Source organism: Streptomyces sp. NPDC012474 (genome assembly GCF_042955185.1).
Taxonomy (GTDB): Bacteria; Actinomycetota; Actinomycetes; order Streptomycetales; family Streptomycetaceae; genus Streptomyces; species Streptomyces cahuitamycinicus.
The window spans coordinates 184,414-196,734 of record NZ_JBIBEP010000012.1 but is presented as its reverse complement, the minus strand read 5'-3'; the positions used below and the strand labels follow the sequence as shown (position 1 = coordinate 196,734).

The following is a 12,321-nucleotide window of genomic DNA, read 5'->3' as shown; positions in this document are numbered from 1 at the left end:
CTGCGCGCACGTGCCGTGACGGGTACGCCGTCCGCGAGGAACGGCCGTGCCGACCCAGGAGGAGAACAGTCATGCATGCGGTGATGCGGCGGTACGAAGGGGTGACCGACCCGGCTGAGGCGGGACGCCGGGTGAACGAGGAGTTTCTGCCGCTCCTCCGCCAGGTCCCGGGGTTCGTGGCCTACTACTGGATCGACGCCGGCGGCGGTGTGATGGTGTCGGCCGGTGTCTTCCAGGACCGGGCCGGCGCCGAGGAGTCGACGGAGAGGGCGGGGGGGTTCGTACGGGACCGGCTCGCCGAGCTGCTGCCCAACCCGCCCCAGGTCACGGCCGGCGAGGTCGTGGCCCACTCGTAGCGGACGTCCCGGCGGCTCCGGCCGGCCACCCCGCCGGGCGGCCTGCGGCCACGCGACTAGGCTGGCCGGATGCAGGACGAATACCGCACGGTCACCGGTGCCGGCGTGCACGAGACCGAGGTCAACCGCTCCCGCTTCCTGTGCGCCCTCGCCCCGGCCGCCACCGAGCAGGAGGCGCAAGCCTTCATCGCCACGGTCCGCAAGGAGCACGCCGACGCCTCCCACAACTGCTGGGCCTATGTGATCGGCGCCGACGCCTCCGTCCAGAAGGCGAGCGACGACGGCGAGCCGGGCGGCACCGCAGGCGTCCCCATGCTCCAGATGCTGCTGCGCCGCGACATGAGGTACGTCGTCGCCGTCGTCACCCGCTACTTCGGCGGGGCCAAGCTCGGCGCCGGCGGGCTCATCCGCGCGTACGGCGGAGCGGTCGGCGAGGCACTGGACACCATCGGCACCCGCACCCGCCGCCGGTTCCGGCTGGCCACGGTCACCGTCGACCACCAGCGGGCCGGCAAGCTGGAGAACGACCTGCGCTCCACCGGGCGCGAAGTCCGCGACGTGCGCTACGGGGAGGCGGTCACGATCGGGATCGCCCTCCCGGACGCCGACGTGGACGCCTTCCGGTCATGGCTCGCCGACGCCACCGCCGGGACGGCCGGCTTCGAAACGGGCGGGGAGGCGTACGGGGACGCCTGACGGTTCCCCTCCCGAACCGCCCCGCCGTCGCCGACGGGGCAGCGGCCGGCGCAGGTCCGGTCCTCGGCGTCCGCCGCTTTCGGCATCGCAGGCAATGGCCTTTCGGCATCGCGCGCAATGGCCTTTCGCTATCGCCCGCAATGGCCTTACGCGGCAGCGCGCGGAGTGGCCTGCTTCACAGCACAGTTGGGACATACCCCCTGAATTGTCGTCGGGTGGGCGTGGCAGTCCGAGGTTCGTGGTGGACCGGGGCCCACACGCGCTAGCGTGGTGGGTCTGACAGCGGGCGGGACCGGCTCGTGCCGGTGGAGAGCGACAGCAGGGGGAGACATGCGGGCCGGGGCGGCGTCTTGAGGCTGCTGCACACCTCCGACTGGCATCTCGGCCGGGCCTTCCACCGGGTGAACATGCTCGGTGCCCAGGCCGAGTTCATCGGCCACCTCGTCACGACCGTGCGGGAGCGGGCCGTGGACGCGGTGGTCGTGTCGGGAGACGTGTACGACCGTGCCGTGCCGCCGCTCGCCGCGGTCGAGCTGTTCGACGACGCCCTGCACCGCCTCGCCGCTCTCGGCGTGCCCACGGTGATGATCTCCGGGAACCACGACTCGGCCCGCCGGCTGGGCGTCGGCGCCGGGCTGATCGGGCGGGCCGGCATCCATCTGCGGACCGAGCCGTCGGCGGCCGGCACCCCCGTGGTGCTGGCCGACGCCGACGGGGAGGTCGCCTTCTACGGGCTGCCCTACCTCGAGCCGGCCCTGGTGAAGGACGAGTTCGGTGTGGAGAAGGCCGGACACGAGACCGTGCTCGACGCCGCCATGGACCGGGTCCGCGCCGACCTCGCCGCCCGCCCGGCCGGCACCCGCTCCGTCGTCCTCGCGCACGCCTTCGTCACCGGCGGCGAACCCAGCGACAGCGAGCGGGACATCACCGTCGGCGGCGTCGCCGCGGTACCGGCCGGGGTGTTCGACGGCGTCGACTACGTGGCGCTCGGGCATCTGCACGGCTGCCAGACCCTCACCGACCGCGTCCGCTACTCCGGCTCCCCGCTGCCCTACTCCTTCTCCGAGGCCGCCCACCGCAAGAGCATGTGGCTCGTCGACCTGGCCGCGGACGGCTCCGTCGACGCCGAGCGCGTCGACTGCCCGGTGCCCCGCGCCCTGGCCCGGATCCGCGGCACACTGGAAGACCTGCTCGCCGACCCGGAACTGACCCGGCACGAGGAGGCGTGGGTCGAGGCGACCCTCACCGATCCCATTCGTCCGGCCGACCCGATGGCCCGGCTCGCCGCCCGCTTCCCGCACACGCTCAGCCTCGTCTTCGACCCCGACCGCGACGAGGACGAGTCCGAGGTGTCGTACGCCCGGCGTCTCGCCGGCCGCAGCGACCAGGAGATCGCCGAGGACTTCGTCGCCCACGTGCGCGGCGCCGGCCCCGACGCGCGCGAACAGGGCGTGCTGCGGGACGCGTTCGACGCCGTACGGGCCGACGAGACCGTCCGGGAGGTGGCCCGGTGAGGCTCCACCGGCTCACGGTCACCGCCTTCGGGCCCTTCGGAGGCACCCAGACCGTCGACTTCGACGACCTGTCGAGCGCCGGGCTGTTCCTGCTGCACGGCCCCACCGGCGCGGGCAAGACATCCGTCCTCGACGCCGTCTGCTACGCCCTCTACGGCTCGGTACCGGGCGCCCGGCAGGGCGCCGGGCAGGGCACGACCCTGCGCAGCGACCACGCCACCCCCACGACCCGCACCGAGGTCACCCTCGACCTCACCGTCGCCGGGCGGCGCCTGCAGGTCACCCGCCAGCCGCCCTGGGAGCGCCCCAAGAAGCGCGGCACCGGCACGACCCTGGACAAGGCCCAGACGTGGCTGCGCGAGTACGACGCGACGGCAGGGGCCTGGAAGGACCTCAGCCGCTCCCACCAGGAGATCGGTGAGGAGATCACCCAGCTCCTCGGCATGAGCCGGGAGCAGTTCTGCCAGGTCGTGCTGCTGCCGCAGGGCGACTTCGCCCGGTTCCTGCGCGCCGACGCCGAGGCCCGCGGCAAGCTGCTGGGCCGCCTGTTCGACACCCGCCGCTTCGCCGACGTCGAGAAGCGCCTGGCCGAGCGCCGCCGCGCCACCGAGGCCCAGGTACGGGACGGGGACGCGGAGCTGCTGGCCGACGCCCACCGCATGCAGCAGGCCGCGGGCGACGCCATGGAGCTGCCCGGCCACGCCCCGGGCGAACCAGGGCTCGCCGATGCCGTCCTGAGCGCGGCCGCCGTCGCCCGCAGCACCGCCCGCGAGCAGCTCACCGTCGCCGCCTGCACGCTCACCGCCGCCGAGTCCGCGCAGGCCGCCGCCGGCCGCGCCCTGGACGACGCCCGCGAACTGGACCGGCTCCAGCGGCGGTTCGCCCAGGCACGGGAACGAGCGGCGAGTCTGGAGCAGGGAGCCGAGGCCTACCGGGAGGCGCAGGCGCTCATGGAGCGGGCCCGCAAGGCCGAAGCCGTCGCCCCCGCCCTGGACCTGCGGGAATCCTCCGAAGCCGAACACCGCCGGGCAGCCGCCGCCGAGGCACGCGCGCGTGCCCTGCTGCCGGAGACCTTCGCCGACGCGGGTGCGGCCGGACTCGCCTCCGCCGCCCGCCGGACCGCCGAGGAACTGGGCGGCCTCGACTCGGCCCGCCGCGCCGAGCGGCGACTGGCCGAACTCCTCGACGAGCGCGCCGGCCTGGACCGCCAGGAGCACGCCGACGCCGACCTCCTGCAGGAGGCGGAGGCCTGGCTCGACGGCTGGGAGGAGACGCGCACCGCCCTCCAGACGCGAGTCGACTCCGCCCAGAAGGACGCCGCCCTCGCCGAGCAGCTCGCCGTACTGCGCGAGCCCGCGCGCCAGCGGCTGCGGGCGGCCCGCCTGCGCGACCAGCTCGCCCACGACACCGACCAGGCGGTCGAACGGGCCCGCACCGCGCAGGAAGGGACACTACGGGCCAAGCAGCACTGGCTCGACCTCAAGGAACAGCGCCTGAACGGCATCGCCGCCGAACTGGCCGCGAACCTCACCGACGGCGAACCCTGCGCCGTCTGCGGCGCCACCGAGCACCCCGCCCCCGCCCGCAAGGACGCCGGGCACGTCGACCGCGAGGCGGAGGAACACGCCCTCACCGCCTACCAGCGCGCCGACGAACAGCACACCGAGGACGAGCGGCGCCTCGGGGCCGTACGGGAGGCACTGGCCGCCGCCACCGCGGAGGCCGGTGACACGCCCACCGGTCAACTCGCCCGGGAAGTCGAGGAGCTGGAGGAGCGGTACGCGCGGGCCCGCAGCGCGGCAGCCGAGCTGCACGCCGCGCAGGAGCGCCTGCGACAGGCCGGGCACGAACGCGAACGGCGCCTCGCCGCCCGGCAGGAGGCCGCCGTACGCACCGCGTCCCGGGTCGGCCACCGGGAGCGGCTGGACCGCGAACGGGCCACTCTGGAGGAGGAGCTGGACCGGGTACGGGGCTCCCTGGACAGTGTCGCCGCTCGTGCGGCACAGCTGGAGCGGCGAACCGCGCTGCTCACGGAGGCCGCCGACGCCGCCCGGGCCGCCGAGGACAGCGCCCGGCGGCTCAAGGACGCCGACGCCCGGCTCGCCGACGCCGCCTTCCGTGCCGGCTTCGAGACGCCGCAGGCCGCGTCCGCCGCCCTCCTCGGCAACGCCGCCCACCGTGAGCTGCAACACCGCCTGGACGCCTGGCAGCACGAGGAGGCCGCCGTCCGGGCCGTCCTCACCGAGGCCGACACGGCCGCCGCGGCCCGCGAGCCGCGGGCCGACCCGGACGCGGCGCAGCGGACGGCCGACGAGGCGGACCGGCGGCTGCGCCACGCCGCCTCCGCCCACGACGCCGCCCGCCGCCGCTGTACGGAACTCGACCGGCTGTCCGCCCGGGCGACCGCCTCCGTGCGCCGGCTGGCGCCGCTGCGCGAGGAGTACGACCGTGTCGCCCGGATGGCCGGTCTGGCCGCCGGCACCTCGGCGGACAACGAACGCCGGATGCGCCTGGAGTCGTACGTCCTCGCGGCCCGGCTGGAGCAGGTCGCCGCCGCCGCGACCGTACGGCTGCGCCGCATGTCGTCCGGCCGCTACACCCTCGTCCACTCGGACGACCGCACCGGACGCGGCCGCAGCGGGCTCGGACTGCACGTCGTGGACGCCTGGACCGGCCGCGAACGCGACACGGCGACCCTGTCGGGCGGCGAGACGTTCTTCGCCTCACTGGCCCTGGCCCTCGGCCTCGCGGACGTCGTCACGGACGAGGCCGGCGGGGTGCGGCTGGACACCCTCTTCATCGACGAGGGCTTCGGCAGCCTCGACGACCAGACCCTCGACGAGGTCCTCGACGTCCTCGACTCCCTGCGCGAACGCGACCGCAGCGTAGGCATCGTCAGCCATGTGCCCGACCTGCGGCGGCGGATCCACGCCCAGCTGGAGGTCGTCAAGGGCCGGTCCGGATCGGCACTGCGGCAGCGCGGCGTCTGAGGTCAGCGGCCCAGGGGGCGCCGGGGGAGGGGCGAGGAGCACACCACGCTCGTCGTCACCGAGCCCAGCTCCCCGGTCTTCCCCGACACCTCGGGCGCGCGAGGGCCTGGCGTTCGAGACGTGGCGGGGCCGCGAGCGCCGGGCCCGCGGACTCGCCGACGGCGCCCGTGGACACCGGTGACTGCGGCTGCCGAACCCCCGATCCTTTGCCGCGAGTTGACCCTGTAGGTTCTTGCGCCATGGTGCGATACGCGGAGCCGGGCGCAGTGGAATGGGTGGAGTCGGGCGGCGGGCCGCTGATAGCGGTACCCGAGACCGTCCTGCCGTTCTGGGCGGGCGCCGACGGCGAGGAGACGGCCTCGGACTACGACCGGGCCTGCGAGGTGGACGGCCACGTCGGCCTCCTCCCGGTCGGCGACTGCACCGCCCTGGTCCTGGGTGACGAGCCCGCCTCGACCGCCTATCTGCCCGAACACGGCATGTTCGTCCGCTGGTGCGCCGGCGACTCGGAGGACGAGCTGCTGGCGAGCGTCCCGCCGGCCGTCGACGGCGCGGAGTGGGAGCCGGAGGTGCACTGGGAGGTGCCGGGCACGGTCCTCCTGTTCGACGCGGCCTGGCCCGGGTCACAGCCGTCGGGGTCCGAGCACGTGCGGGTGGCCCTGGAACCGGGCCGGTACGCCGTGCGCGCGGCGAGGGTCCAGCCCGGCCCGGAGACCTGGCTCGGCCTGGTCCAGCTCCGGCTGCTCGCGCGGAGGTGACCCGGCGTCACCGACGGGAAAACCGCGTGCGCCGGGCGGCCGGCCCGATCACGATGAACCCATGCCACGTCTTCCCCTCCCCACCCCTGAGGAACTGCGCCGCGACCCCCTGCCCCTGCGCGGCCGTACCGCGCTGGTCACCGGAGCCAGCCGCCGCGGCGGCATCGGGCACGCCGTGGCCCGCCGCCTGGCCGCCCACGGCGCGAGCGTCTATCTGCACCACCATCTCCCGCACGACGCCGGCCGGCCCTGGGGCGCCGACCGCCCCGAGGACGTCCTAGCGTCCGTGCGCGCCGCAGCCGGCGACCCCGGCGCCCGGATCGTCGCGGGCCCCGGCGACCTGGCCGACCCGGACGTGCCCGCCGAACTCGTCACCAGGGCCGCCGAAGCCCTCGGCGGACGCCTCGACATCCTCGTCGCCAACCAAGCACAGAGCGGGTTCGACGGCTCCCTGGACGAGACCGGCGCGGAGATGCTCGACCGGCACTGGGCGGTCGACACCCGCGCGGTCCTGCTGCTCATCCAGGCCCATGCCCGGTTGCGGCCCCCCGGCCCCGGAGGCCGGGTGGTGATGATGACCTCCGGCCAGGACATCGCGGGCGGCATGCCGGGCGAGATCGCCTACGCCCTCCAGAAGGGCGCCCTCGCTTCGATCACCCGCTCCCTGTCGACCACGCTCGTCGAGCAGGGCATCACGGTCAACACCGTCAACCCCGGCCCCGTGGACACGGACTACCTGACCGGCGAGGACTATGAGGCGGTCGCCGCCCGCTTCCCCTCGGGGCGGTGGGGCATGCCCGACGACCCGGCCCGCCTCATCGCCTGGCTCGCGACCGACGAGGCGGGCTGGATCACCGGGGAGGTCATCAGCTCCGAGGGCGGATTCCGGCACTGATCACAGGGCCGACGAGCTGACTGCAGGGCTGACGATCCGACCGCAGGGCTGACGAGCTGTTAGGGGTCCTTTCACTATGAGCGTCCGATCAGGTCGCGTGGTCTGGTGCCGTGCATCGCAAGGCGCCGGAGCGGCCTCGATGGGGGTCCCCCCTGTTCGAGCGAAGCCGAGAGCTTGGGGGAGGAGCCACGTGGACGTTTCGGCAACGCGGCGAGGTGCGGTGCCAGGCCGCGCGACCCGGACGGGCATAGTGAAAGGACCCCTTACAGGGCGGACAGCTCGTCCACCAGATCGTCCAGTCCCAGCGATCCCTGCGACAGCGCGGCCATGTGCCATGCCTTCGGGTCGAAGGAGTCGCCGTGGCGGGCGCGGGCGTTCTCGCGGCCCAGGAGCCAGGCCCGTTCGCCGAGCTTGTAGCCGATGGCCTGGCCCGGCATGGACAGGTAGCGGGTCAGCTCGCTCTCCACGAAGTCCGCGGGCCGGCTGCTGTGCGAGCCGAAGAACTCCTGTGCCAGCCCGGCCGTCCAGCGCTCTCCGGGGTGGAAGGGCGAGTCGTCCGGGATCGTCAGCTCCAGGTGCATGCCGATGTCGATGATGACGCGCACGGCCCGCATCATCTGCGCGTCCAGGTAGCCGAGGCGGCGCTCCGGGTCGGTCAGGAAGCCCAGTTCGTCCATGAGCCGCTCCGCGTACAGCGCCCAGCCCTCGGCGTTGGCGCTCACCATGCCGACGCTCGCCTGGTAGCGGGAGAGGTTCTCCGCCACGTGCTTCCACTGGGCCAGCTGGAGGTGGTGGCCGGGCACGCCCTCGTGGTACCAGGTCGACACCAGGTCGTAGACCGGGAAGCGCGTCTCGCCCATGGTGGGCAGCCAGGTGCAGCCGGGGCGCGAGAAGTCGTCCGAGGGGGGCGTGTAGTAGGGGGCCGCGGCGCTGCCCGGAGGGGCGATGCGGGACTCCACCCGGCGCACCCGCTCGGCCAGGTCGAAGTGGGTGCCGTCGAGCGCGTCCATCGCCTCGTCCATGAGGCTCTGCAGCCAGTCGCGGACCTCGTCGACGCCCTCGATGTGCGTGCCCTGCTCGTCGAGGTGGGCCAGCGCCTCCCACGGGGTGCCGGTGCCGGCGCCGGGCAGGATCTTCTCGGCCTCGGTCTTCATCTCGCCGAGGAGGCGGTGGTACTCGGACCAGCCGTAGGCGTACGCCTCGTCCAGGTCGAGGTCCGTGCCGTTGAAGTAGCGCACCCAGCGCGCGTACCGCTCCCGGCCCACCACGTCCGGCGCGCCCTCGATCGCCGGGGCGTACTCGTCCCGCATCCAGTCGCGCAGCCGGGCGACGGCCTCGGTGGCCGAGCGGGCGGCGGCGTCCAGTTCGGACCGCAGGGCCTCGGGTCCTGCGGCCGCGTACTGCTCGAACCAGCCGTGGCCCTCGCCGTCCGCGTCGGCCCACTCGCCCAGCTGCCGCACGAACGTGGCCGTGGCGCGGGGCCCGCCGTACAGCTTCCGCTCCAGACCGAGCGCCAGGGACTCCCGGTAGCCCTCCAGCGCCGCAGGCACCGCGCGCAGCCGCTCGGCGATCGCCGTCCAGTCCTCCTCCGACTGCGCCGGCGTCACGGTGAACACCTGCCGCACCGCGTGGGCGATCGAGCTCAGGTTGCTGACGGAACGCAGGCTCTCGTCGGCCTCGTGCACCGCGAGTTCGGCACCCAGCCGCTCGCGCAGCAGCCGCGCGCACCGGCGCTCGATGTCACGGTCCGCGCCGGGCAGCCGCTCGGCCTCGTCCAGCCGGGCCAGCGTCCGGCGCGCCAGCTCCGCGAGTGCCTCCTGGCCCGCGGGCGAGGTGTCGGGCAGCCTGCTCGAACTCTCCTTGTCGCCGAGGAAGGTGCCGGTGATCGGGTCGAGGGCGACGAGCTCGTCGACGTACGCGTCGGCGACCTCACGGGGCAGCTGGCTCTTGATCTCAGACATGCGGCCATCCTCGTACGACGGACCGCACACGTCACGCGGATTGAGCCGAGGGCGAAGGCGGCAGCAGCGGCCCGCACTCCCACTGCTGGAAGATCAGCCGGGTCTCCACCCGCGCCACCTCCCGCCGCGACGTGAACCCGTCCAGCACCAGCCGCTGCAGATCGGCCATGTCGGCGACCGCGACATGGACCAGATAGTCGTCCGGGCCGGTCAGGTGAAACACCGTCCGCGACTCCGGCAGGGCCCGGATCCGTTCCACGAACGGCCCCACCAGCTCCCGCCGATGCGGCCTGACCTGCACCGACAGCAGGGCCTCAAGTCCTCGTCCCAGCTTGGCCGGATCCAGCTCCAGCCGGTGCCCGAGGATCACGCCCGAGCGGCGCAGCCGCGTCACCCGGTCCAGACACGTCGACGGCGCCACCCCGACCTGCGCGGCGAGATCCCGGTACGTCGCCCGGGCGTCGTTCTGCAACAGCCGCAGCAGATGGAGATCCACCGGATCCAGTACGACAGATTCAGCCATCGGCCGAACGTAGCACGGGGTTCTCGCGCTGCTGCCCGGCCGATGTTCACCCTTTCCATCATGGACATGGACACAACGAGTACGCGCGCCCACGACGGCGTCCGCACCGCACCGCGAGCCCTCGCCACCGAGGCCGTGCACGCCGGGCGTGACGACCTCGCCCGCCAGGGGCTGCACGCCCCGCCGATCGACCTGTCCACCACCTACCCGTCGTACGACAGCCGCGGCGAGGCGGCCCGCATCGACGCGTTCGCCACCACCGGTGCCGAGCCGGACGGCCCGCCCGTCTACGGGCGGCTGGGCAACCCGACCGTCGCCCGCTTCGAGACGGCCCTGGCCCGTCTCGAAGGGACCGAGGCGGCGGTGGCGTTCGCCAGCGGCATGGCGGCGCTGAGCGCCGTCCTCCTCGTCCGCGGCTCGATGGGCCTGCGCCACGTCGTCGCCGTACGCCCCCTCTACGGCTGCAGCGACCACCTGCTGACCGCCGGGCTGCTGGGCTCGGAGGTGACCTGGACCGACCCCGCCGGCGTCGCCGGCGCGCTGCGCCCGGACACCGGCCTGGTCATCGTCGAGTCCCCGGCCAACCCCACCCTCGCCGAGGTCGACCTGCGGGCCGTCGCGCACGCCTGCGGCTCGGTGCCTCTGCTCGTGGACAACACCTTCGCCACCCCCGTCCTCCAGCGCCCCGCCGAGCACGGCGCGCGGCTGGTGCTGCACAGCGCCACCAAGTACCTCGGCGGTCACGGCGACGTGCTCGCGGGCGTGGTCGCCTGCGACGAGGAGTTCGCGGGCCGGCTGCGCCAGGTGCGCTTCGCCACGGGCGGCGTCCTGCACCCGTTGGCCGGCTACCTGCTGCTGCGCGGTCTGTCCACGCTCCCCGTCCGGGTCCGGGCGGCCTCCGCCACGGCGGCCGAACTGGCCCACCGCCTCGCCGCCGACCCGCGGGTGGCCCGTGTGCACTACCCGCGCATCGGCGGCGCGATGGTCGCCTTCGAGGTGTACGACGACCCGCACGAGGTCATCGCGGGCGTCCGCCTGATCACCCCGGCGGTGAGCCTCGGCAGCGTGGACACCCTGATCCAGCATCCGGCCTCCATCAGCCACCGCATCGTCGACGCGGACGACCGCAAGCGGGCCGGGGTGAGCGACCGGCTCCTGCGCATGTCGGTGGGCCTGGAGGACGTCGAGGACCTGTGGTCGGATCTCGACCAGGCGCTGGGGCGCCCCGACAGGGGCGCGGGGAACTGCGCGACAAGCCACAGCGAACCCGCGCCCGCCCACTGACGAACGCCCCTACGGCGCGGAGGCGCTCCCGAGTTCCTCCGCACTCGTCACGACCGCCTCACCCAGCCTCGCCGTGATGACCAGCGTCCCCTCCTCGACCTGGTAGTCGAGAGGCAGCCCCAGCCCTCGCATGGCGGCGACCATCCCCGTGTTGGACGCCTGCGTCACGGCGTACACGCTGGAGCACCCCGCCTCGACGGCCATGGCCACCAGCCGCGACAGCAACTCCGCCCCGACGCCCCGCCGCTGCCACGCGTCCTCGACGAGCAGCGCGACCTCCGTCTCGTCCCCGTCCCACAGGAGGTGACCGAGCCCGACGATCCGCCCCGAGGCCGTCTGCACGGCGAGGGTGCGGCCGTAGCGCGGACTGAGCAGGTGGCCGAGGTACCGGTCGGCGTCACGGACGGGCCCGTGATAGCGCAGCTCCAGGGTGCGGGCCGAGCACCGCTCGTGCATCGCCCTGGCCGCTTCGAGGTCACGTGTGTCGGCCCGCCGCACGGTGATGTCGCTGCCCTCGGCGAGCGTGAGCAGGTCCCGTCCGTGCGGCAGGCGCGGTCCGAGCCGGGCGTCCAGTTCCACCAGCGCCCTGGCCCGGGCGAACTCGGTCGGGGTGAACGGCAGGTACGGCCGTTCCACGATGATCACTCCGCCTTCCGGGGCGCGCAGCCGCATCACCGTGCCGTCGAGGGCGCCCTCCACCGCAAGGCCGCCCGGCGCCCGGCCGCCACCGGCCGGAGCCGGCCGGGACCGGATCGTGCACCGGCCCAGCAACTGCCGCAGGGCCAGTGGCAGTTCCGCCGAGTCCAGGGCCGTGCGGGCGGCGAGTCCGAGAACCCGGGTCGGCGCGTCCACGAGGTCGTGGGAGTCGGCCCGCTCGATCCAGGTGTCGGCGCCGCCGGCCGATTCGACGGCCGTGGTGATCGCGGACACCGGCAGGGTGGCAGGGCCTCGCAGCAGGAACTCGTCGACCGTGCCCTCGGCCAGCGGGTGCGTCTGCAGGCTGAGGATGTCGACGCGCTGCCCGGCCAGGGCGCTGCACAGGGCCGCCAGTGACCCCGGCTCGTCCTGGACGGTGGTCCGCATCCGCCACAGGGTGTTCGCCCCCGGCACCGGTTCCGGTGCCGGGGACCCGGTATCACCCGTCGGCGGCGCGTGTTCCTGGCGTCGTGTCCGCCAGGCGTGGAACGCCGCCGTGACCCGCCGCAAGGAGGTGGCGGGGCGGCAGTTGTCTTCGGGCTGCGTCTGCTGAGTCACTTCTCGCGTCATGCACCCACTGTGACGGAACGGTGTTGCGTGATCGCGAACGCACTGTGACCGGCGGGTAAAGAGGGCAGTTTGCCCTCT

General features: G+C 74.1%; 10 protein-coding genes and 1 pseudogene. 7 read left to right on the top strand and 4 right to left on the bottom strand.

All coding sequences use genetic code 11. From position 1 onward, the window contains the following. The first annotated feature begins 71 nt into the window (after nt 1-71). The 4 genes from ACFY9S_RS25525 (at nt 72) to ACFY9S_RS25510 (ending at nt 5,556) form a co-directional block, all read left to right on the top strand. The gene (locus tag ACFY9S_RS25525) at nt 72-356 is read left to right on the top strand and encodes a hypothetical protein (RefSeq protein WP_391132264.1); all 285 of its coding nucleotides are present in this window, start codon (nt 72-74) and stop codon (nt 354-356) included. Between the two features lie 69 nt (nt 357-425). Beyond that, entirely contained in the window at nt 426-1,052 is a 627-nt protein-coding gene (locus ACFY9S_RS25520) for a YigZ family protein (protein WP_391132262.1), read from the top strand. A 350-nt stretch (nt 1,053-1,402) separates the two neighbouring features. Continuing rightward, complete coding sequence (locus tag ACFY9S_RS25515) at nt 1,403-2,566, top strand: exonuclease SbcCD subunit D C-terminal domain-containing protein (protein ID WP_391132260.1); 1,164 nt, start codon at nt 1,403-1,405, stop codon at nt 2,564-2,566. Then, a complete protein-coding gene (locus ACFY9S_RS25510) occupies nt 2,563-5,556 on the top strand; it encodes an AAA family ATPase (RefSeq protein ID WP_391132259.1) in 2,994 nt (997 codons plus the stop codon). Before ACFY9S_RS25515 ends, ACFY9S_RS25510 begins: the two co-directional genes overlap by 4 nt. A 2-nt stretch (nt 5,557-5,558) precedes the next feature. On the opposite strand, the pseudogene ACFY9S_RS25505 reads toward ACFY9S_RS25510, so the two are convergent. Beyond that, nucleotides 5,559-5,648, bottom strand: a pseudogene (locus ACFY9S_RS25505) (Lrp/AsnC family transcriptional regulator); the annotation flags it as partial. A gap of 147 nt (nt 5,649-5,795) precedes the next feature. Between ACFY9S_RS25505 and ACFY9S_RS25500 the strand changes: the two are divergent. Together ACFY9S_RS25500 and ACFY9S_RS25495 are read left to right on the top strand one after the other, a co-directional pair. Then, entirely contained in the window at nt 5,796-6,314 is a 519-nt protein-coding gene (locus tag ACFY9S_RS25500) for an Imm21 family immunity protein (RefSeq protein ID WP_391132257.1), read from the top strand. A gap of 61 nt (nt 6,315-6,375) precedes the next feature. Further along, nucleotides 6,376-7,209 (top strand): SDR family oxidoreductase, encoded by an 834-nt coding sequence (locus ACFY9S_RS25495; RefSeq protein ID WP_391132255.1) that lies wholly within the window; start codon nt 6,376-6,378, stop codon nt 7,207-7,209. Between the two features lie 263 nt (nt 7,210-7,472). Here ACFY9S_RS25495 and ACFY9S_RS25490 read toward each other — a convergent pair whose 3' ends face one another. Continuing rightward, nucleotides 7,473-9,170: a DUF885 family protein gene (locus ACFY9S_RS25490; protein WP_391132253.1), complete on the bottom strand. Its 1,698-nt coding sequence runs from the start codon at nt 9,168-9,170 to the stop codon at nt 7,473-7,475. Nucleotides 9,171-9,201: 31 nt separating this feature from the next. After that, entirely contained in the window at nt 9,202-9,693 is a 492-nt protein-coding gene (locus ACFY9S_RS25485; RefSeq protein ID WP_031137002.1) for an Lrp/AsnC family transcriptional regulator, read from the bottom strand. Nucleotides 9,694-9,759: 66 nt separating this feature from the next. Here ACFY9S_RS25485 and ACFY9S_RS25480 point away from each other — a divergent pair, with 66 nt between their 5' ends. Continuing rightward, nucleotides 9,760-10,977, top strand: a complete 1,218-nt coding sequence (locus ACFY9S_RS25480; protein WP_391132251.1) for a PLP-dependent transferase — start codon at nt 9,760-9,762, stop codon at nt 10,975-10,977. 9 nt (nt 10,978-10,986) lie between these two features. On the opposite strand, the gene ACFY9S_RS25475 is transcribed toward ACFY9S_RS25480, so the two are convergent. After that, nucleotides 10,987-12,243 carry a GNAT family N-acetyltransferase gene (locus ACFY9S_RS25475; RefSeq protein WP_391132249.1) on the bottom strand — a complete coding sequence of 419 codons (1,257 nt, stop codon included), beginning with the start codon at nt 12,241-12,243 and terminating at the stop codon, nt 10,987-10,989. Nucleotides 12,244-12,321: the final 78 nt, after the last annotated feature.